Raw genomic sequence first — 19,771 nt, forward strand, 5'->3', positions numbered from 1 at the left:
CACTCCATGGCAGAACAGGCAAAACTTCCCCTCGGCAAACTGCTGATCCAGAAAGGCGTGATCAGCGAGGACCAGCTGCGCATCGCCCTGATCGAGCAAAAGCGCAGCAGCGAGCCGCTGGGCAAGCTGCTGATCACCCTGGGCTTCGTCACGGAAGCCACCGTGCGCGAGGCGCTCAGCGAAAACCTGAAACAGGTCAGCGCCGACCTGTCGAGCCTGGTGGTCGACGCCATCGCCCTGAAACTCATCCCCAAGGATGTGGCCAAGCGCTACCGCGTCTTCCCCATCGTCTACGAGCGGCAGTCCGACAACCTGATCCTGGCCATGGCCGATACCAGCAACATCGTCGCGCTGGACCAGATCAGCGCCATGCTGGTCAAGGGCATCACGATTTCCACCGTGCTGGTGAATGAATCGGATATTTCGCGCGCCATCGACCAGTACTATGGCTTCGAGCTGTCGATCGACGGCATCCTGCATGAAATCGAAACGGGCGAAGTCAGCTATCAAAGCATGGCCTCGCCGTCGGACGAGTACAGCCAGCCCATGGTGCGCCTGATCGATGCGCTGCTGGCCGACGCCGTGCAGCATGGCGCCTCGGACATCCATTTCGAGCCGGAACAGTCGTTCCTGCGCATCCGCTACCGCATCGACGGCATCCTGCGGCAAATCCGCAGCCTGCACAAATCGTACTGGCCGGCCATGGCCGTGCGCCTGAAAGTGATGTCGGGCATGAATATCGCCGAGGCGCGCGCGCCGCAGGATGGCCGCATCAGCATCAAGTTTTCTGGCCGGCAAATCGATTTCCGCGCCTCGGCGCAACCCACCACGCATGGCGAAAACGTCGTGCTGCGCGTGCTGGACCGGCAAAAAGGCATCGTCCCGCTCGATGCCCTGGGCCTGGCCGAGACGGAGCTGAACCTGCTGAAACTGATGATCGCGCGCCCCGACGGCGTGATCCTCGTGACGGGCCCGACGGGCAGCGGCAAGACCACCACCCTGTATTCGATACTCAACCATATCAATACGGAAAGCGTCAACATCATGACCCTGGAAGATCCGGTCGAGTACCCCATGAACATGATACGCCAGACCTCCGTCAACGATTCCGTCAAGCTGGGCTTTGCCGACGGCATCCGCTCGATGATGCGGCAAGACCCGGATATCATCCTGGTGGGCGAGATCCGCGACCGCGAAACGGCGGAAATGGCCTTTGCCGCCGCCATGACGGGCCACCAGGTGTATTCCACCCTGCATACGAGCTCGGCCATCGGTTCCGTCTCGCGCCTGCTCGACATCGGCATCCTGCCCGACATCATGGCCGGCAACATCATCGGCATCGTGGCGCAGCGCCTGGTGCGCCGCCTGTGCCCGCATTGCAAGGAAAGCGTGATCGCCGACGACGTCGAGCGCCGCCTGCTGGGCCTGGCGCCCGACGACGCTCCCGTCAGCATCTGCCGCGCCGTCGGCTGCGAACGCTGCGCGCACCAGGGCTATAAGGGCCGCCTGGCCATCATGGAAATCCTCAAGATGACGGCCGAGCTCGATGAATTGACGGCGCGCCGCGCGAGCAGCCGCGAATTGAAGAACGCGGCGCGCGCGGCCGGCTTCAAGGCCCTGGTCGACGACGGCATGCGCCGCGTGCGCGAAGGCGTCACCACGCTGGAAGAAGTGGCGCGCGTGGTCGACCTGACGGACAGGCTGGCCTGATGGCGCTGTATGTCTACCGCGCCATGGATGCCGCCGGGGCGATGGTTCCCGGCAGCATGGAGGCGGCCAACGTGCCGGACCTGGAGGCGCGTTTGCACCACATGCAGCTCGACCTCATCGACTGCAAGATCACGGGCCAGTACCTGGTGCTGCTGGGCAAGCGCGTCATCCACCGGCGCGACCTGATCAATTTCTGCTTCCACATGGAGCAATTGACGGGCGCTGGCGTGCCCATCCTGGAAGGCTTGAACGACTTGCGTGAAAGCACGGATCACCCGCGCCTGCGCGAAGTCGTCACCGACCTGATCGAAAGCATCGAAGGCGGCCTGCCCCTGTCGGGCGCGCTGGCCCAGCATGGCGACATCTTCGACGCCACGTTCACCAGCCTGATCCTGGCGGGCGAACAGAGCGGCAAGATCGCCGAAGTCTTCAAGAACCTGTCGGAAAGCCTGAAGTGGCAGGACGAGCTGGCGTCGCAGACGCGCAAGATCGTCATGTACCCGGTCGTCGTGGCCATCGTCGTGGCCGCCGTCACGTTTTTCCTGATGATCTACCTGGTGCCCCAGCTGACGGCCTTCATCCGCAACATGGGCGGCGAACTGCCGCTGCATACGCGCGCGCTGATCCTGGTGTCGAATGTCTTCATCGATTACTGGTACGTGCTGCTGGCCCTGCCCGTGCTGGCGTTCTTCGGCGGACGCGCGGCGATCCGCCGCAGCCCGCCCGCGCGCTATGCGTGGGATGGCCTGAAGCTGCGGCTGTGGCTGATCGGCCCCGTGCTGCACAAGATCATCCTGTCCCGCTTCGCCACGTTTTTTGCCCTGATGTATGCATCCGGCATCAGCATCCTCGAATGCATCCGCCTGTCCGAAGGCATCGCCGGCAACCAGGTGGTGGCGGCCGGCCTGCGCCGCGCCGCGCAGCTGATCAGCGAAGGCCACGGCGTCACCGCCGCCTTCCAGCACACGGGCATTTTCCCGCCGCTGGTGATCCGCATGCTGAAAGTGGGCGAAGCGACGGGTTCGCTGGATACGGCCTTGCGCAATGTCAGCTACTTCTACAACCGCGAAGTGAAGGAGTTGATTGAAAAAGTGCAGGCGATGATAGAGCCGGCCATGACGGTGATCCTGGGCCTGCTGCTGGGCTGGATCATGCTGTCCGTGCTGGGGCCGATTTACGACACCATTAGCACGATCAAGACCTGAGGCCGCCGTGTTCCGCAAACAACTGCTCTACATTACCAGCGATGCCCTGTGCGCCTATGACTGGCAGCACGGCGCGCTGGGTCCCGGTCACGTGTTTCCCGCCAGCGCAGCAGGGCTGGACGGTTTTGCCGCCTGGCTGGAAGACGCGCAGGCGCAGCGGCTGGACGTGCCCGCCTACCTGCTGACGGATTTGATCGAGGAAGATTTCCAGCACCAGCTCGTGCCCCACGTGCGCGGCAAGGCGGGCCGCGCGCTGCTGGAGCGGCGCAAGCAGCAGTTGCACCGCGACACGCCCTACCGTGGCAGCACCCTGCTGGGCCGCGAAAGCACGGGCCGCCATGACGACCAGGTGCTGTTCTTTGCGCTGACCAATCCCTCGCTGCTGCAGCCGTGGACGGAAGCGCTGGAACACTTGCGCATCCCCGTCGCCGGCATTTATTCCACCAGTCTGCTCAGCATTGCCCTGGTGCGCAAACTGGCCCTCGCGCACGAGCACCTGCTGCTGGTGACGCAGCAATCGGGCGGCTTGCGGCAAAGCTATTATGAAAAAGGCCAGCTGCGCTTCTCGCGCCAGACGGCCGCCATCGCGCTCGACGGCGTGGCCGTGAATATCGCCCTGGAAACGGAAAAAACCCGGCAATTTCTCACCAGCACGCGCATGCTGGCCCGCGGTGAAGTGTTGAACACGGTCATCCTGGCGCCCGCCGCGCAGATCGCCAAGCTCGAACTGCTGTGCGATAACGACCTGGAAGTGGCCTACCACTTCATCGACCTGCAGATCGCCGGCGAGCGCGTGGGCTTGCGCCAGACGCCGGCGCTGGCCGATGAATTACTGCTGACCTTGCTGGGCAAGCATCCGCCGCCCAGCCATTACCCGCCCGGCCCGCTGGCCCGTTATTACCATTTCCAGCGCGCGCGCAAGGCGCTGTATGGCGCCAGTGCGCTGATCGGCGCGTCGGCGGCCCTGTGGTGCGTGATCAATGTGCTGGGCGGCATCAACGATGACGCGGCCAGCGCGCGGCTGCAGCAGGAAACGGCGTCCTACGAGGAACGCTACCGCAACATCATGGCTGGGATGCCGCCGGCGCCCGCCAAGACGCAGAACATGAAAGTGGCCGCCACCCTGGGGCGCATGATCGCCAGCCAGGCGCCCGAGCCGGGCCGTCTGCTGGGCATGCTCAGCGCCGCGCTGGACCAGGCGCCGCAAGTCCAGCTGGGCCAGCTGCACTGGAACGCGGGCCCGCCGCCCGCCCGCACGGCCGGCAGCGGGCAGGCGCCGCCGCAGCCGGGCAGCGGTCCGCCGCTCGGCAGCAGCCTGGCCGGCATTCCTGCGCCGCCGCCGCAGGCGCTGCGCCTGGAAGCGGACGTAGCCATGCCAAACAATGACTACCGCGCCGCGCTGGGCGCCATCACCGCCTTCGCCCAGACACTGGCGCGCCAGCCAGGCATGCAGGTGGCGATCGAGGAAACGCCGCTGGACTTGCGTTCCAGCGTTGCCCTGTCCGGCAAGAGCACCACGCCGGCGCCGGACAGCCAGGCCCGCTTCACCCTTTTGCTGGTGTGGCAGCCATGAGCGGCCCCGTCAAGCAAACGCCGCTGCCCGGCATGAAAAAGGCCGCCGCCCCCGTCCGCACCCTGCCCGCCTGGCTGGGCGAACTGCCGCTGATCCGCCGCGCCCTGCTGTGTTTTGCGCTGACCATGCTGGCCAGCCTGATACTGCTGAGTCTAAGCGCCGCCTACCGCGAACGCGCGGCGCAGCAGCTCGACTTCGCGCGCCATGCGCGCGCGACAGCGGCCAATCTGTTCAACCACGCGGAAGCGGAAAAAGGCGAAATCCGCCTGTACGAACCGCAATTCCTCGCCTTGCGCCAGCGCGGCCTGATCGGCGAGGAAAACCGCCTGGCCTGGATCGACGCCATCCGCGTGAGCCAGGAACAGCGCAAACTGCTGCCCATCGGCTATGAAATCAGCGCGCAGCAAACGCTGCAAGTGCCCGCGCCGATGGCGATGGGCCAATACCAGCTGCGCGGCAGCCGCATGCAGCTGCACCTGGACCTGCTGCACGAACTCGATCTGCTGAACTTGCTTGACGACTTGCGCCAGGCCGGCTTTTTCGCCGTGCACGACTGCACGCTCAAGCGCAACGGCGCCGGTGGCGCGCCAGCAGGCGCCGCGTCGTCCCTCAGCGCCGATTGCACCTTGCTGTGGCTGACCCTGGGCAGCGTGGCCGTGCCCGTGCAGGGGCTGCCATGAAGCGCGCCCTGATGTTGTGCGTGCTGCTGGGGGCGGCGTTCGGCGCCCGCGCCCAGGTGCCGCAGCTGGGGCGCCTGTTTTCCACGCCCGAGCAGCGCGCCCAGCTTGATGCCCAGCGCTATGGCCCGCCGCCGGGCACGCCGGCCCCGGCCGCGGCGCCACCACCGCCCCCACCGCCACCCGCGCCGCCCGTCGAACTGAATGGCGTGGTCGAGCGCAGCAGCGGGCGCTCGACCGTCTGGCTGAACCAGGCGCCGCAGCAGGAACCGCACAACCAGCTCGAGCATGCCACGGGCGGCACCCTGACTCTGCGCCTGTCGAGCGGCCAGGTGGTACTGCTGAAACCCGGCCAGCGCTACGACCCGGCCAGCGGCAGCGTCAGCGAAGCGCCGGAGGGATCGCCATGAAGCGAGGAACGCCTGCGCGCCAGCGCGGCGCGGCCCTGCTCCTGCTGGTGGCCGTGCTGGGCCTGGGCGCGGCCAGCCTGCTGATCGGCGCCTTCGGCCGCGACACGGGCGAGGCGGCGCGCCAGCAGCGCACCCTGGCCACCCTGGCGCAGGCGCGCGATGCCTTGCTGGGCTTTGCCGTCACGCATGGCCGCCTGCCCCGTCCGGCCGCCTCCGCCCTCGATGGCCGCGAACGCGCCGCCGACTGCGCCAGCGACGCCGACTGCAGCGGCTTCCTGCCGTGGGTGGCGCTGGGCGTGGCCGGCAGCGACGCCTGGGGCAAGCTGCTGCGCTACAGCGTCACGCCGGAAATGAGCCGCGCGCCCATCGTCTCGTTCTCCGCCGTCGCCAACCGGGTCGTGCTGGCGCGCGACGAGCGCGGTGACTTCGTCCACGTGGCCGGGCAGGACCTGTGCGACGTCAGCGCCCAGTGCCTGCCCGTCGTGCTGTTCTCGCAAGGCAAGGAGCATTTCGGCACGACGGCCAGCGGCGTGGCGCAACGCAATACGGCACGCGGCAATATCGATGAAGCCGCCAACGACGGCGCCAGCCGCAGTTTCATTTCCCGTCCCGCCAGCGCCAACGACGCGCTGCCAGGCGGCTCCTTCGACGACCTGTTTACCTGGATTACTTTGCCTACCCTGTATCAACGCATGCGCGCCGCGCGCAACCTGCCATGAGCGCCCGTCCGCCCCATTGCCGCCGGCAGCGCGGTTTTTCGCTGATCGAGATCGCCATCGTGCTGGTCATCGTCGGCCTGATGATAGGCGGGCTGGTCACGCCGCTGACGGTGCAGCTGGAGCAGCGCAAGGTGGCCGAAACGCACACGGCGCTGAACGAGGCGAAGGAAGCCCTGACCGGCTACGCGCTGCGCTACGGCTACCTGCCCTGTCCCGCCATTTCCGCCACCAACGGGCTGGAAGACCGGCGCGGCGGCCGCTGCAACGGCGACAAACGCGCGGGTTTCCTGCCCTGGGCCACCCTGGGACTGCGCCAGGGCGACAGCTGGGACCATCTCTTCCGCTACAGCGTGACGCCCGCCTTCAGCGACAGCGAACAGCCATTCAACCTGGCCACGCCGCGCGACATCAGCATCGTCACGCGCAATGGCGGCGCGCTGCTGCAGGCGACGGCGCTGAACGACATCCCCGCCATGATCATGTCCCACGGCAAGAACGGTTTCGGCGCCACCAGCGTGCAGGGCCAGCGCCAGGCCGTGGCCACCGGCAGCAATGTCGACGAGCGCAGCAACGCGTCGAGCAGCAACATCTACATCAGCCGTCCCGCCAGCGGCGCGCAGCAGCCTGGCGGCGAATTCGACGACATCGTCGTCTGGCTGTCGCCGAATATCCTGTTCAACCGCATGGTGGCCGGGCAAAGGCTGCCACGCTGATGCCGATGTCCGCCCTCGCTCCCGCCCGCACCATCGCCCGCTACACCGTGCTCGAAGCGCTGCGCAGCCGCCTGCTGTGGCTATTCGTGCTGGCCGCCTGCGGCGCGGCCGGCCTGGCCGGTTTCCTGCAACAACTGGCGCTGACGGAAAGCAATGCCGTGCAGGCGGCCTTGCTGGCAGCCGCCTTGCGCCTGGCCAGCGTCTTCCTGCTGGCCACGTTCATCGTCACCAGCATGACGCGCGAAGCCGCCGACAAGGGCCTGGAACTGCTCCTGGCCCTGCCCATGCCCCGCTGGGCCTATCTGCTGGGCAAACTGCTGGGCTATGCCGTGCTGGCGGCCGTGCCCGCCGTGCTGTTCGGCGCCTTGATGGCGCTGTTCGCGGCGCCCGCGCAGGCCGCGCTGTGGGCCCTGTCGCTGCTCGGTGAATTGTGGATCGTCGCCGCTTTCAGCCTGCTGTGCGCGGCCAGCCTGCAGCAGGCGCTGCCCGCGCTGGCCGCCGTCAGCGGCTTTTATGTGCTGGCGCGCATGCTGGGCAGCCTGCAACTGCTGGCGCACGGTCCCCAGGCAGGCCAGGCGTGGCCGCAGCAGGCCATGGCGGGCGCCATCGACGTGCTGGCCCTGCTGCTGCCGCGCCTCGACGACTTTACGCGCACGGAATGGCTGCTGTACGCCACGGGCGACCTGTCCGCCCTGGCGGGCGTGGCGGCGCAGACGGCTATCTATGTCGCCCTGCTGGCCGGCTGCGCGCTATGCGACTTTTACCGCAGGAATATCTGATGGCCGCCTCGCTGCGCCCCTGGTCCAGCGTGCCGCGCCCCGCGTGCTGGCTGCTGGCGGCCAGCCTGCTGCTGCAGCTGGGCTGGCGCGTGACGCAGCAGCAGGCGCCGGCGCAAGCGCGTCCGCTGCCCGCCGCGCCCGCGGCGGCGGTGGCGCGCATGGCCAGCCTGGGCGAGCCGCTGGCCATGTCGAAGGCCATGCTGCTGTATCTGCAGGCGTTCGAGGACCAGCCCGGCGTCAGCCTGCCGTGGCGCGCGCTCGACTATGAGCGCCTGGCCGGCTGGCTGGAAACGGCGCAAACGCTCGACCCGCGCAGCCAGTACGCGCTGGTGGCGGCCAGCGAAGTCTACGCGGGCGTGGCCGATCCCGCGCGCGCGCGGCGCATGCTCGATTTTGTCGCCGCCAGCTTCGCCGCCGACCCGCAGCGCCGCTGGCCCGCCATGGCGCAGGCCGTACTGGTGGCAAAGCACCAGCTGCGCGACCTGCCGCTGGCCCTGGCGTACGCGCGCGCGCTGCGCCGGCAGGCGACGGGGCCGCAAGTGCCGTCCTGGGTGCGCGAAATGGAAGCCTTCATCCTGGAAGACATGGACCAGCTCGACAGCGCGCGCCTGGTGATCGGCGGCCTGATCGCCAGCGGCCAGATCAGCGACCCGCACGAACTGGCATTCCTGGCCCGCCGCCTCGACGAACTTTCCACAAAGAAAACAAAGTGAGCACCCTGACATGGCCGGCCGCGCCCCTGCGGAAACGCCATTCCCGCCCATGCCCATTTGCAGTAAACTTGCCCCTGACCATGCCCCTACCATGCCCTCGCCGGGCCACGCTTTTCAAAGGAATTCCCATGCACCCACGCCGCCAGCAAGGCTTTACGCTCGTTGAAATCGCCATCGTCCTGGTCATCATCGGCTTGCTGCTGGGCGGCGTGCTGAAGGGGCAAGGCTTGATCGACAGCGCCAAGGTGAAAAACATCATCCAGCAATCGAATTCGCTGACGGCCGCCGTGAATGCCTACCAGGACAAATTCCGCGCCCTGCCCGGCGACGATATCCAGGCCACCGTGCACGTGCCTAACTCGGCCGGCAACGGCAATGGCGACGGCCAGATCGGCGACGGCCAGCCGCGCGAATTCACCCTGGCGCCGCAGCACCTGGCGCTGGGCGGCTTCATTACGGGTTCGTTCAACGGCACCTCGCAATTCATGACCAGCGCCCAAGGCGGCGCCGTCTACCTGTACAACGACGAAGTGGGCGGCCGGGCCGGCAACGGCATCCGTTTCGACAACTTGCCGGAAGGCTATGCGGAGCAGATCGACAGCAAACTCGACGATGGAGTGGCCAGCACGGGCAGTGTCCGCGCGAACATGCCATATGGCAATACCGGTGCTATCATCCCCCGCACCGCCGTATTTTTCTGACAAGGCCGTCACTATCAAAGGAATACCATGTCACTGCATCGCAAACTCGTCATCTCCCTGGCCGCCGCCTGCGCCGTGCTGGCTGGCAGCGCCCAGGCCCAGTACGTGGGTCCCTCCACCGGTCCCGAGGCGCCGAAGACCGTCGCCGCCATCCTGAAAAATCCCGTCGACGACCAGGCCGTCGTGCTGCGCGGCTATCTGCTGCGCAAAGTGGGCAATGAAAAATACACGTTCTCCGACGGCACGGCGGAAATCCGCGTGGAAATCGACGACAAGGTCTTCATGAATCGCAAGATCGATGCGAAGACGCCGGTGGAAATCCGCGGCGAAGTGGAAAAAGATTTCATGGAAAGCCCGGAAATCGACGTCGACGTGCTGACCGTGGTGCAGTAAACCTCCCGGCTCTCCCGCCGCCACGGCGGGTTGAGCGCCTTGCCCGCCTGCCATCGGCGCAGCGCGGCGGCTTCTCCATGTGTTCCTTGCGCAACCTATTTTTCATAGCAGAAACTAGGCTTGTCAGAACAATCAATTTCGTCTAGCATCTTTTCATTCAACGTCAGCCAGCGCCAGCGTGAGCCAGCCTGTCGACTCATCCATTCTGGGAGCCTTCCGGGTGCAAGATTTGCCTTCGATACGCTCAAGAATTTCATGGCTGGTGCTCGCCTGGGTCATTCCGACGGCGCTGGTCTTCATGCTGCTGGTGGCACAAAGCTACACGCGCGAACGGGACCATGTCGTCAGCGAGACGGCGCAGGCGGCGCGCGCCGTGGCGGCCGCCGTCGAGCGCGATCTGAGCGGTGCGCAAATGGCCGCGCGCATCATCGCCGGCTCGCCCATCCTGCAAGGCGGCGACGTCGGCGCCCTGCGCACCCTGGCCAGCGGCCTGCTGCAGCCGGGCCTGGCCATCAGCACCTTCATCGTTTCCGATGCCGCCGGCAATCAGCTGGTCAATACCTCCCTGCCCGCCCTCCAGGCGCCGCCGGCGCTGCCGCAGAAATGGGCGGCCAGCATGCAGCGCGCGCGCGAGCAGGGCAAGCCGCGCCTGACCAGCCTGTTCAATGCCCCCGGGACGGCGCCGCAACTGGCGCTGAACCTGCCGCTGCCCCGCGACAAGGGCGGCGCCTGGGTGCTCACGGCCTTGTACCCGGCCGACTACCTGCCCATGCTGATGCGCGAACTGAACATGCCGGCCTACCTGGGCGCGGCCATCATCAATGCCGATGGCATCAACGTGGCGCGCACCCTGGCGCCGCAGCGCTACGTGGGCCAGCGCGCCGCCGCGCCGCTGCTGGAACAGCTGCGCCAGGGACGCGAAGGCGTGCTGCGCCATGCCACGCTGGAAGGCATCGATGTCTACACGGGCTTCCACCGCGCCCGCGCCGATACCTGGACGGTGGCCGTCACCATGCGCACCAGCACGGTGGCCGATGCGCTGCTGCGCTCGGTGGTGACGGGCTCCGTCATCCTGGCCCTGCTGCTCGGCGCCGCCTACGCGCTGGCCTGGCGCGTCGGTGGCCGCCTGGCGCGCACCCTGCAGGAGCTGACGCAGCAGATCCAGGCGCTGGCGCACGGCAAGCCCCTGCTCGCAGGCAAGCACGCGGACCGCGAATCGGCCGACATGGCCGGCGCCCTGGGCGCGCTGGAACGCGACTTGCGGCGCCACCGCACGCAGCTCGAAAGCCTGGTGGCCGAACGCACCCTGGCCCTGGAAAAATCCACGCGCCTGCTGGAAACCGTGTATGCGACGGCGCCCATCGGCATGCTGTTCGTCGACCGCGAGCTGCACATCGTCATGATCAACCAGTACCTGGCCGCCATCAACGCGGCCAGCGTGGAGCAGCATCTCGGCCGCCCTGTCGGCGTCATGCTGTTCGACGATGCCGTGCGGGTGGAAGTGGAGCGCTGCCTGCGCCAGGTGCTGGAGACGGGCCAGCCCATCGTCGATATCGAATTGAAAGGCACCAGCGGCCAGCAGCGCGAGCAGGCCAGCCAGTGGATCGTCTCCTTCCACCCGATCTTTGGCCCCGGGCGGCAGATGCTGGGCGTGTCGGGCCTGTGGCTCGACATTACCGAGCGTAAGCGCAGCGAAGCGGAATTTCGCCGCTCCAAGCATTTGTTCGGCACCATCATCGAAAACATTCCGGCCATGGTCTTCGTCAAGCGCGCGGACAGGCTGAGCTTTGAAATGGTCAACCGCCACGCGGAACTGACCCTGGGACGCTCGCGCGAGCAATTGCTGGGCAAGACGGACAGCGATTTCTTCCCGCCGCAGCAGGCGGCCGCCTTCACCAGCGCCGACCGCAAGCTGCTGGCGACGGGGCAGATGGTGGAAATCGAACAGGAGCCGATCAACACGGCGGACGGCACCACGCGCCACTTCACCACGCGCAAGGTGGTGCTGCGCGACGACGCGGGCCGCGCCAGCCACGTGCTGGGCGTGTCGATCGACGTCACGGACCGCAAGCGCGCCACGGAAGTGCTGCATGCCACCACCTGGCGCCTGGAACAGAGCGAGCGCTTCATCCGCACCGTCACCGACAACCTGCCCGGCATGGTGTCGTACTGGGGCCACGACTTGCGCTGCCGCTTCGCCAATAAATTCTACAACGAGTGGTTTGGCCGCAGCAGCGCCGAGCTGGCCGGCATCCACATGAGCGAACTGCTGGGCCAGGAGCTGTTCGACGTGTATGCGCCCCACGTGGAAGGCGTGCTGGCGGGCCGGCCGCAAAGTTTCGAGCGCGACCTGCTCGACCCGACGGGCCAGGTGCGCCACACGTGGACCAACTACATTCCCGATTTCGACGACGGCGGCGGCGTGCGGGGCTTTTTCGTGCTGGCATCGGACGTGTCGGAACTCAAGCGCACGGAACTGCGCCTGCACGAACTGAACGAACAGATGGTGCGCGCGCGCGACAAGGCCGAGGCGGCCAGCATCGCGAAGAGCGAATTCGTCGCCAACATGAGCCATGAAATCCGCACGCCGATGAACGCCATCATCGGCCTGGCGCGCCTGCTGGAAGAATCGCCGCTGGAGCGGCGCGAGCGCAGCTACGTCGGCAAGATCCAGATGGCCACGCAGTCGCTGCTCAACATCGTCAACGACGTGCTCGATTTTTCCAAGATCGAGGCGGGCCAGATGGTGCTGGAGCAGCGCCGTTTCCAGCTCGAGCGCATGCTGGGCAGCGTCGGCGTGCTGCTGGCCAGCAGCGCCTGGGCGCGCGGCGTGGAACCCGTGTTCGTGCTCGATCCCGGCGTGCCGGCCGAACTGGTGGGCGACGCCCTGCGCGTGGAGCAGATCCTCATCAACCTGGTGGGCAACGCCGTCAAGTTCACCACCGAGGGCGAGGTGGTGCTGTCCATCCGCGCCGTGGCCGAGGATGCGGCCGGCGTGACCCTGGAGTTTTCCGTGCGCGACACGGGCATCGGCATCGGCGCGGCCGAGCAGGAACACATCTTCGACGCCTTTTCCCAGGGCGACAGCAGCACCAGCCGCAAGTACGGCGGCACGGGCCTGGGCCTGGCCATCTGCCGGCGCATGGTGGACCTGATGGGCGGCCAGATCAGCGTCAGGAGCACCCTGGGTGAAGGTTCGGACTTCCGCTTCAGCTGCCGCTTCGCGCGCGTCGCCGCCAGCGCGGCCCTGGCCGACGCGCCTGGCAAGAGCGCGCCGAAAGCCCTGTCGGTGCTGATCATCGACGACAACGCCAGCGTGCGCGCCATGCTGGCCGAGTGGTGCGCGGCGCAGGGCTGGCACAGCCGCAGCGCCGATGGCGGCGAGGCCGGCCTGGCCCTGCTGCGCAGCCATGCCGGCGGCGCCGACGGCTTGCCGCCGGCCGACCTGGTGCTGCTCGACGCGGCCATGCCGGGCATGGACGGCATTTCCATGCTGACGGAAGCGCGCGCCGACGAGCACCTGCGCCTGCCGCCCGTGATCATGCTGGTGGCCGACCAGGACAGCGAAAACCTCGAGCGTCTGGCCGACAGCCTGATGCTGGCGGGGATCGTCGCCAAGCCCGCCACGCCGGCCCGCTTGCTGGCGGCCGTCACGGCCGTGCGCGACGGGCGCAATGGCCGCAATGCGCCGCCCATGCTGCCCGTCTCCACGCCGCTGTCGGGCTTGCTGGCGGGCATGCGCGTGCTGCTGGTGGAAGACAATGAAATCAACCAGGAAGTGGCGCAATACATTTTGCTGCACTCGGGGGCGCGCGTGGCCGTGGCGGCCAACGGCCGGCTGGCCGTCGAGCTGCTGGCCCGCACGCCGCACGCCTGGGACGTGGTGCTGATGGATTTGCAGATGCCCGTCATGAACGGCTATGAAGCCACCCTGGCCATCCGCGCCCTGGGGCTGCTGGAACTGCCCATCGTCGCCATGACGGCCAACGCCATGGACGAGGATCGCCTGCGCGCCATCGCCAGCGGCATGAACGCGCACGTGGCCAAGCCCATCGACGTCGATGACATGATCCAGACCCTGACCCGGCTGGTGCCGGCGCTGCCTGCCGGCGCCAGCGGCGGCGCCCTGGCCGGCGACCTGGCAGCCGACGCGCTGGCGGTGCCGGCCGCCATTCCCGGCATCGACCTGGACACGGCGCTGCGCCGCTTCGGCGGCGACTATGGCGCTTTCCTGGCCCTGCTCAAGCGCTTTGAAAATTCGCAGGGCGACGCCGTTGAGCAAACCCGGCGACTGCTCGACGACGGCCAGCAGCAACAGGCGGCGCAGCTGCTGCACCGCGTCTGCGGCGTGGCCGCCAACCTGGGCGCGGCCAGCATCGCCGGCCTGGCCGCGGACACGGAAAAGGCGCTGAAAGGGGGCCACCCGCACGCCACGGCCACCTTGCTGGGACAGCTGGAAGAGGCGATGGCGCTCGTCATCGAAGGCGCGCGCACCCTGCCCTCGCCCCTGCGGCGCGGCGATGCGCCGCCGCAGGCATCCGGCACGCACACAATCGACCTGCAGGCCGGCCTGGCCGAACTGCTGGTCACGATCCGCAACAACAACCTGAAGGCGCTGGCCCAGTTCCACGCCCTGCACCCCGCCATTCAACAGTCAGACCGAGAAGCCGCTCTGGCGATGGCAAATGCGATTGAAACACTGAATTTTTCCGAGGCGGAAAAGCTCGTGCTCGATCAGCTGAAACGAGAGGAAAACAAGTGAGCTGGACCAACCTTGCCATGAACGGGCGCATCCTCATCGTCGATGACGCCATGGAAAACATCCAGATCCTGCACCAGCTGCTGCGCGAGGAGCACGACGTGCTGTTCGCGCTGAGCGGCGAAAAAGCGCTGGAAATCGCCCATAGGCAGATGCCGGACCTGATCCTGCTGGACGCCGTCATGCCCGGCATGGACGGCTATGCCGTCTGCAGCGCCTTGCGCGAATCGGCCATCCTGAGCGCCATTCCCGTCATCTTCGTCACGGCCCTGAACCAGCCCGAGGACGAGACGCGGGCGCTGGAAGCGGGCGCCGTCGACTTCATCACGAAACCGTTCAACGCCGCCGTCGTGCGCGCCCGCGTGCGCAGCCAGCTGACCATCAAGCGGCAGGCCGACGCCATGCGCGAACTGTCGCTGACCGATTCGCTCACGGGCGTGGCCAACCGGCGCAGCTTCAACGACGCCATGGAAAGCGAATGGCGGCGCTGCGCCCGCGATGGCGTGGCCATGGCCGTCATCATGGCCGACATCGATCACTTCAAGGACTACAACGACACGTATGGCCACCAGGCGGGCGACCTGTGCTTGCAGCAGGTGAGCGCCGCCCTGCGCCGCTGCGCCGTGCGCCCGCCCGACCTGCTGGCGCGCTACGGCGGCGAGGAATTCATCGTCCTGCTGCCGCAGGAAACGCGCGAAGGCGCCGAAGTGGTAGCCCAGCGCATCCTCGATGAAGTGCGCGCCCTGCACATTCCGCACGCCAGATCGAGCGTCGGCCCGCACGTCACCGTCAGCCTGGGCATGGCCAGCGTCATGCCCACGGAAGGCATGGACGCCAGCGCCCTGATCCGCGCCGCCGACGCCCTGCTGTACCGCGCCAAGCATACGGGGCGGGACAGGTATTGCGCCTCCGACGCCGAGTGATTACGGATAGCAGCGCATCAGGAACTCCGCCACGCACACGGGTTTCGTATCGCCTTCCCGCTCCATGGTGACGGCCCAGTTCACTTGCGCCCCTTCCGGCAGCTCGTCGACCGAAAGAATGTCGAGGCGCGCGCGCAGGCGGCTGCCCACGGGGACAGGCGCGGGGAAGCGCACCTTGTTCAGGCCATAGTTGATGGCCATGCGGATGCCGGCCATGTGCAAGGCGCCCGCAAGCATGGCCGGCAGCAGCGACAGCGTGAGGAAACCGTGCGCCACGGTGCAGCCGTACGGCGACTCGCGCGCGCAGCGTTCCGCGTCCACGTGGATCCACTGATGATCATCGGTGGCGTCGGCAAAGGTGTCGATCCGCTGCTGGGTGATGGCGAGCCAGTCGGAGACGGCCACGTGCTGTCCCGCCAGGGCCTGGAAACCGGCGATGCCGGCGATATCACGCATGGCGTTCTCCTGCCGGGCGGCGGCCGAACATGCCCATGCCCTCCACCGTCGCCACCACCTCGCCGTGCTGGTTGCGCACGCTCCACACGGAAATGACGATGCCGCGGTCCGGTTTCGAGCTGGACGGGCGCACTTCCTTGACCTGATAGGTCAGCTGCAAGGTGTCGCCGGCGCGCACGGGCAAGATCCAGCGGATACTGTCCAGGCCTGGCGAGCCCATGCTGGACGAATGCCTGAGCAGCTTATCTACCACCAGGCGCATCATCATGCTGCACGTGTGCCAGCCGCTGGCGATGACGCCCTTGAAAATGGTTTGTTCGGCGGCCGCATGGTCGACGTGGAAGGGCTGCGGGTCGAAATCCGTGGCGAACTCGATGATTTCCTGTTCGCTCACGTGGCGCTGGCCCAGGTCGATTTCCAGGCCTTGCATAAAGTCTTCAAAATACCAGTGCTTGGGTTTGATTCCGGTCAATGCGGTCATGCGGTCTCCGTCGGCAAGAAGCCCGGCTGGGCGATGAAGCGCTCGATGTGATGCTCCACGTCGCCCAGGGTCAGGGCGATCATGCTCAAACGCTTGAAATGGTGGGCGGCGGGCAATTCGTCGGTGACGCCCATGCCGCCGTGCAATTGCACGGCTTGCTGGCCAACAAAAGTGGCGGCCAGCCCCACCCTGGCCTTGGCGGCGGACACCGTGCGGCGCCGCTCCGCCGCGTCCATGCTATCGACCCTGGCGGCGGCCAGCATGGCCATCGAGCGGGCCTGCTCCAGGTGGATGAACATGTCGGCCATGCGGTGCTGCAGCGCCTGGAACTTGCCGATCGGCGCGCCGAACTGCTGGCGCGTTTTCAGGTATTCCAGCGTGGCGGCAAAAATGGCATCCATGGCGCCCACGGCTTCCGCGCACAGCAGGGCGGCACCGTAGTCGGCGGCCGCGTCCAGCACGGCCCAGCCCTGCCCCGCCTGGCCGACCAGCGCGCCGTGGCCAAGCACCACTTGCACGAGGGTCACGCTGGCGGCGCGCTGGCCATCGATGGTGCGGTAGTCGCGCACGCTCACGCCCGGTGCGCCGGCGGGCACGAGGAACAGCGAAATGCCATCCGTGTCGCCCTGGCTGCCGCCGCTGCGCGCCGAGACGATGAGGAAATCGGCCTGCGCGCCGTGGACGACGACGGTTTTTTCGCCATCGAGCACGAAGCCGTCGCCGCTGGCGGTTGCCGTGGTGGCGACGTCATGCAAATCGTGGCGCGCCTGGCGTTCGCCCAGCGCGCAGGCCAGCTTGATGCCGCCGCTGGCCACCTGTTCCAGCACGCCGTCGTGGCCGCCCGCCAGGGTCAGGAAGCGCGCGCCCAGCACGGTAGCCAGGTATGGTTCGACCACCAGGCCGCGGCCCAGTTCCTGCATCACCAGCAGCATGTCCACGGCCGTGCCGTCGAAGCCGCCAGCGCCGGCCGGCAGCGGCAAGGCCGTCATGCCCAGTTCGGCCAGGGTGGCCCAGGCAGAGTCGGACGTGCCGGTGGCCGAATGAATGATCTTTTGCCGCGTCTCGAAGCGGTAATCCCTGTCGACCCAGCGCCTGAGCGCATCGGCGAATTGCTGCTGTTCCTGATTAAAATGGAAGTCCATGTCGTCTCCTTCTGGCTTACAGGCCGAGGATCATCTGCGTGATGATGTTTTTCTGGATTTCATTCGAGCCGCCATAGATCGATGTCTTGCGGTAATTGAAGTAATACGCGGCCAAGGGCGCGGCCAGGTCGTCGCCGCCCGCGCTGTGCGGCGCGCCGCCGTCAAGGTAAGCGGGGTCGAAGGGCAAGGCTTGCGGGCCGATGGCTTCCACCATCAGCTCCGTCAGTTGCTGCTGCAGCTCCGAGCCGCGCACCTTCAGCATCGATGCCTGCGGTCCCGGCCCCTTGCCTTCCTCGCTGATGACGCGCAAGACCGTCATTTCCAGCGCCATCAACTCGATTTCCACATGCGCCACCTTGGCCGCATAGGCAGGGTCGTACAGCAGCGGCGCGCCGCGCTTGGTCTGCTGCATGGCCAGCTGCTTGAGGAACGTCAATTCGCGCTTCGAGCGGCCTACGGCGGCGATGCCCGTGCGCTCATGGCCCAGCAAATACTTGGCATAGGTCCAGCCCTTGTTTTCCTGGCCCACCAGGTTGCTGACGGGCACGCGCACATTGTCGAAGAAGACTTCGTTCACTTCATGCTCTTCGTCCAGCATGATGATGGGGCGCACGGTGATGCCCGGCGTCTTCATGTCGATCAGCAAAAAACTGATGCCTTCCTGCTTGCGCACCGTGCTGTCCGTGCGCACCAGGCAAAAGATCATGTCCGCGTGCTGGCCCAGGGTGGTCCAGGTCTTCTGGCCATTCACAATGTAGTGATCGCCGTCGCGCTCGGCCGTGGTTTTCAGGGATGCCAGGTCGGAACCGGCGCCCGGCTCGGAATAGCCCTGGCACCACCAGTCGTCGCAGTTCAGGATGCGCGGCAGATAGTAGGCCTTTTGTTGCGCGTTGGCGAAGGCCATGATGACGGGCGCCACCATGTTGACGCCGAACGGCAGGATGGGCGGCGTGGCCGCGCGCGCGCACTCGTCTTCCCAGATGTGCCGCTGCACGGCCGTCCAGCCCGTGCCGCCATGCTCCACGGGCCAGGCCGGCGCGGCCCAGCCCTGCTGCGCGACAATCTTATGCCAGCGCACGTAATCGTCACGGTTCAGGCGCAAATGCTGGCGCACCTTGCGCTGCAAGTCCGCCGGCAAATGGGTGTCGAGAAAGGCGCGCACGGAGTCGCGGAAAGCGTTCTCCTCGGCCGTGTAATGCAGGTCCATGTCTGTCTCCTTGTTCTTATGAGTTGCCGTGATGACTGCACGCAAGGAAGCTCAGCGCACAAAAAAAGCACGACCGTTCTCAAGGATTGTACAACAGATTGGGAGCGGCGCCAGGGGTTTTACACAGGCTGGCGCGCAAGGGGAAGTGACTGAAGTTGCCTGGAATTTGCTGGCATTGGCCGGCGGCGGCCGTCCCATGTTCCATGATGGCGAAATTGCCGAATGTCGGGTTCCGGTCGGAGCCGGCGTCTATCATCGCGCCATCTCGCGGCATCTTCCTGATGCCTGACACAGCATCCATTCATTCATTTTGTCGACATCTGACCATCTGCATGCACCAGCGCACCTTGCTCGGTGAACTGCCGGGTACTCGCCAGCACGCCCTTGTCACTGTAAACCTGACGAATGCTTACCTTGCCGTTGGGATGGTAACTATTGTGTACGCCCACGGGCAGCCCCCCGCGCCACTGCCCCCGCGACTCCAGCTTGCCATCCCTGAAATACGTCGTCGCTACGCCGTGTTCGCGGCCATGCTCATCTTGCCCTACCTGCGATCCGATATTGCCATCCCGATCATAAAGGCGGTAACCGCCCACCATCTTGCCTGAAACAAAATCGGCTGCATCGGTCTGTCCGGAGATACGCACCAGGTCGCTCTTGATGGTATCGAAAATCTCCACCTTCCAGGTACCGGGCAACGCGCCTTTTGGCAAGGGCAACACCAACACATAAGGCGAGCGCTGTCTGAGCTGCGGCATCAGCTGTTCGTCCAGGTACAGGCGCGCCTTGCCGTCGGCACAGGTGCTCGGGCCACAGCCAGCAATCAGGCGTGCAAACGGAATGGCCTCCTCCCCTTTTTCCCCACAGGGCAGCCAAACAATGTCACGGCCATGGGCGTCTTGTCACGGATGCGCTCGATGAGTCCCGGCCTGAGGCTTGCATATTCATCTCGATTTTCCAGCATGCCCTGCTTCATGCGCAGCTGGTTGCCGCCACACGCAGTAGTTTCCGCCACGGTCAACACATCGGCCCCTGCGCTATCCTGGCCACTGGAAATCGCCGTAAACACATGTCGCTGAATAATATCCGCCTGCGCCAGCATGGGCCACAACAGCATGGCGCCTAGCGTCGCGCGCAGCATTTTCTGATTTTTTTCAAGTACATCTCTGATATGGGCTCAATTAGCGGGCTTGGCGGATGCGTGCTGTCA

At 66.4% G+C, this 19,771-nt stretch carries 20 protein-coding genes; 14 read left to right on the forward strand and 6 right to left on the reverse strand.

Annotated elements, in window-relative coordinates; translation table 11 throughout:
• Positions 1–6: 6 nt before the first annotated feature.
• From ACZ92H_RS05350 to ACZ92H_RS05410, 13 genes are all read left to right on the forward strand, one after another.
• A complete protein-coding gene (locus tag ACZ92H_RS05350) occupies positions 7–1,710 on the forward strand; it encodes a GspE/PulE family protein (RefSeq protein WP_465048582.1) in 1,704 nt (567 codons plus the stop codon).
• Complete coding sequence (locus ACZ92H_RS05355; RefSeq protein WP_465048583.1) at positions 1,710–2,915, forward strand: type II secretion system F family protein; 1,206 nt, start codon at positions 1,710–1,712, stop codon at positions 2,913–2,915. The genes ACZ92H_RS05350 and ACZ92H_RS05355 overlap by 1 nt, the downstream gene beginning before the upstream one ends.
• Positions 2,916–2,922: 7 nt before the next feature.
• Positions 2,923–4,488, forward strand: coding sequence for a hypothetical protein (locus ACZ92H_RS05360; RefSeq protein ID WP_465048584.1), 1,566 nt, complete (start codon positions 2,923–2,925; stop codon positions 4,486–4,488).
• Complete coding sequence (locus tag ACZ92H_RS05365) at positions 4,485–5,168, forward strand: hypothetical protein (protein WP_465048585.1); 684 nt, start codon at positions 4,485–4,487, stop codon at positions 5,166–5,168. Before ACZ92H_RS05360 ends, ACZ92H_RS05365 begins: the two co-directional genes overlap by 4 nt.
• Positions 5,165–5,575, forward strand: a complete 411-nt coding sequence (locus tag ACZ92H_RS05370; protein ID WP_131375118.1) for a hypothetical protein — start codon at positions 5,165–5,167, stop codon at positions 5,573–5,575. The genes ACZ92H_RS05365 and ACZ92H_RS05370 overlap by 4 nt, the downstream gene beginning before the upstream one ends.
• Positions 5,572–6,294 (forward strand): hypothetical protein, encoded by a 723-nt coding sequence (locus ACZ92H_RS05375; protein ID WP_465048586.1) that lies wholly within the window; start codon positions 5,572–5,574, stop codon positions 6,292–6,294. Before ACZ92H_RS05370 ends, ACZ92H_RS05375 begins: the two co-directional genes overlap by 4 nt.
• Positions 6,291–7,007 carry a type II secretion system protein gene (locus ACZ92H_RS05380; RefSeq protein ID WP_465048587.1) on the forward strand — a complete coding sequence of 239 codons (717 nt, stop codon included), beginning with the start codon at positions 6,291–6,293 and terminating at the stop codon, positions 7,005–7,007. Before ACZ92H_RS05375 ends, ACZ92H_RS05380 begins: the two co-directional genes overlap by 4 nt.
• A complete protein-coding gene (locus tag ACZ92H_RS05385; protein WP_465048588.1) occupies positions 7,007–7,786 on the forward strand; it encodes an ABC transporter permease in 780 nt (259 codons plus the stop codon). Before ACZ92H_RS05380 ends, ACZ92H_RS05385 begins: the two co-directional genes overlap by 1 nt.
• On the forward strand, positions 7,786–8,499 hold the full coding sequence (locus ACZ92H_RS05390; protein ID WP_465048590.1) for a hypothetical protein: 714 nt from the start codon (positions 7,786–7,788) through the stop codon (positions 8,497–8,499). The genes ACZ92H_RS05385 and ACZ92H_RS05390 overlap by 1 nt, the downstream gene beginning before the upstream one ends.
• Before the next feature lie 128 nt (positions 8,500–8,627).
• Positions 8,628–9,200, forward strand: a complete 573-nt coding sequence (locus tag ACZ92H_RS05395) for a prepilin-type N-terminal cleavage/methylation domain-containing protein (RefSeq protein ID WP_131375109.1) — start codon at positions 8,628–8,630, stop codon at positions 9,198–9,200.
• A 27-nt stretch (positions 9,201–9,227) separates the two neighbouring features.
• Positions 9,228–9,593 carry a NirD/YgiW/YdeI family stress tolerance protein gene (locus ACZ92H_RS05400; protein ID WP_131375107.1) on the forward strand — a complete coding sequence of 122 codons (366 nt, stop codon included), beginning with the start codon at positions 9,228–9,230 and terminating at the stop codon, positions 9,591–9,593.
• A gap of 262 nt (positions 9,594–9,855) precedes the next feature.
• Positions 9,856–14,355 carry a PAS domain-containing protein gene (locus ACZ92H_RS05405; RefSeq protein ID WP_465048591.1) on the forward strand — a complete coding sequence of 1,500 codons (4,500 nt, stop codon included), beginning with the start codon at positions 9,856–9,858 and terminating at the stop codon, positions 14,353–14,355.
• Positions 14,352–15,275, forward strand: a complete 924-nt coding sequence (locus ACZ92H_RS05410; protein ID WP_131375105.1) for a diguanylate cyclase domain-containing protein — start codon at positions 14,352–14,354, stop codon at positions 15,273–15,275. The genes ACZ92H_RS05405 and ACZ92H_RS05410 overlap by 4 nt, the downstream gene beginning before the upstream one ends.
• On the opposite strand, the gene ACZ92H_RS05415 is transcribed toward ACZ92H_RS05410, so the two are convergent.
• Genes ACZ92H_RS05415 through ACZ92H_RS05430 form a run of 4 tightly spaced genes read right to left on the reverse strand, consistent with a single transcriptional unit; the run spans position 15,276 to position 18,561 of the window.
• Positions 15,276–15,731 (reverse strand): MaoC family dehydratase, encoded by a 456-nt coding sequence (locus ACZ92H_RS05415; RefSeq protein ID WP_131375103.1) that lies wholly within the window; start codon positions 15,729–15,731, stop codon positions 15,276–15,278.
• On the reverse strand, positions 15,724–16,212 hold the full coding sequence (locus ACZ92H_RS05420) for a MaoC family dehydratase (RefSeq protein WP_465048592.1): 489 nt from the start codon (positions 16,210–16,212) through the stop codon (positions 15,724–15,726). Before ACZ92H_RS05420 ends, ACZ92H_RS05415 begins: the two co-directional genes overlap by 8 nt.
• Positions 16,209–17,354 (reverse strand): acyl-CoA dehydrogenase family protein, encoded by a 1,146-nt coding sequence (locus ACZ92H_RS05425; protein WP_465048593.1) that lies wholly within the window; start codon positions 17,352–17,354, stop codon positions 16,209–16,211. Before ACZ92H_RS05425 ends, ACZ92H_RS05420 begins: the two co-directional genes overlap by 4 nt.
• Positions 17,355–17,370: 16 nt before the next feature.
• Entirely contained in the window at positions 17,371–18,561 is a 1,191-nt protein-coding gene (locus ACZ92H_RS05430) for an acyl-CoA dehydrogenase family protein (protein ID WP_465048594.1), read from the reverse strand.
• Positions 18,562–18,592: 31 nt separating this feature from the next.
• Here ACZ92H_RS05430 and ACZ92H_RS05435 point away from each other — a divergent pair, with 31 nt between their 5' ends.
• Positions 18,593–18,850, forward strand: coding sequence for a hypothetical protein (locus ACZ92H_RS05435; RefSeq protein ID WP_465048596.1), 258 nt, complete (start codon positions 18,593–18,595; stop codon positions 18,848–18,850).
• Between the two features lie 16 nt (positions 18,851–18,866).
• On the opposite strand, the gene ACZ92H_RS05440 is transcribed toward ACZ92H_RS05435, so the two are convergent.
• Positions 18,867–19,319, reverse strand: coding sequence for a toxin-antitoxin system YwqK family antitoxin (locus ACZ92H_RS05440; RefSeq protein ID WP_465048597.1), 453 nt, complete (start codon positions 19,317–19,319; stop codon positions 18,867–18,869).
• Between the two features lie 65 nt (positions 19,320–19,384).
• Positions 19,385–19,702, reverse strand: a complete 318-nt coding sequence (locus tag ACZ92H_RS05445) for a hypothetical protein (RefSeq protein WP_465048598.1) — start codon at positions 19,700–19,702, stop codon at positions 19,385–19,387.
• Positions 19,703–19,771 lie beyond the last annotated feature (69 nt).

This window comes from Janthinobacterium foliorum, assembly GCF_978021625.1.

Bases quoted from the DNA above. Each gene is read 5' to 3' on its own strand.
- ACZ92H_RS05395 (WP_131375109.1), top strand. From the start codon at position 8,628: ATGCACCCACGCCGCCAGCAAGGCTTTACGCTCGTTGAAATCGCCATC.
- ACZ92H_RS05375 (WP_465048586.1), top strand. From the start codon at position 5,572: ATGAAGCGAGGAACGCCTGCGCGCCAGCGCGGCGCGGCCCTGCTCCTG.
- ACZ92H_RS05355 (WP_465048583.1), top strand. From the start codon at position 1,710: ATGGCGCTGTATGTCTACCGCGCCATGGATGCCGCCGGGGCGATGGTT.
- ACZ92H_RS05430 (WP_465048594.1), bottom strand. From the start codon at position 18,561: ATGGACCTGCATTACACGGCCGAGGAGAACGCTTTCCGCGACTCCGTG.
- ACZ92H_RS05380 (WP_465048587.1), top strand. From the start codon at position 6,291: ATGAGCGCCCGTCCGCCCCATTGCCGCCGGCAGCGCGGTTTTTCGCTG.
- ACZ92H_RS05440 (WP_465048597.1), bottom strand. From the start codon at position 19,319: ATGCCGCAGCTCAGACAGCGCTCGCCTTATGTGTTGGTGTTGCCCTTG.
- ACZ92H_RS05370 (WP_131375118.1), top strand. From the start codon at position 5,165: ATGAAGCGCGCCCTGATGTTGTGCGTGCTGCTGGGGGCGGCGTTCGGC.
- ACZ92H_RS05420 (WP_465048592.1), bottom strand. From the start codon at position 16,212: ATGACCGCATTGACCGGAATCAAACCCAAGCACTGGTATTTTGAAGAC.
- ACZ92H_RS05390 (WP_465048590.1), top strand. From the start codon at position 7,786: ATGGCCGCCTCGCTGCGCCCCTGGTCCAGCGTGCCGCGCCCCGCGTGC.
- ACZ92H_RS05350 (WP_465048582.1), top strand. From the start codon at position 7: ATGGCAGAACAGGCAAAACTTCCCCTCGGCAAACTGCTGATCCAGAAA.
- ACZ92H_RS05365 (WP_465048585.1), top strand. From the start codon at position 4,485: ATGAGCGGCCCCGTCAAGCAAACGCCGCTGCCCGGCATGAAAAAGGCC.
- ACZ92H_RS05425 (WP_465048593.1), bottom strand. From the start codon at position 17,354: ATGGACTTCCATTTTAATCAGGAACAGCAGCAATTCGCCGATGCGCTC.
- ACZ92H_RS05445 (WP_465048598.1), bottom strand. From the start codon at position 19,702: ATGCTGCGCGCGACGCTAGGCGCCATGCTGTTGTGGCCCATGCTGGCG.
- ACZ92H_RS05435 (WP_465048596.1), top strand. From the start codon at position 18,593: ATGACTGCACGCAAGGAAGCTCAGCGCACAAAAAAAGCACGACCGTTC.
- ACZ92H_RS05400 (WP_131375107.1), top strand. From the start codon at position 9,228: ATGTCACTGCATCGCAAACTCGTCATCTCCCTGGCCGCCGCCTGCGCC.
- ACZ92H_RS05415 (WP_131375103.1), bottom strand. From the start codon at position 15,731: ATGCGTGATATCGCCGGCATCGCCGGTTTCCAGGCCCTGGCGGGACAG.
- ACZ92H_RS05385 (WP_465048588.1), top strand. From the start codon at position 7,007: ATGCCGATGTCCGCCCTCGCTCCCGCCCGCACCATCGCCCGCTACACC.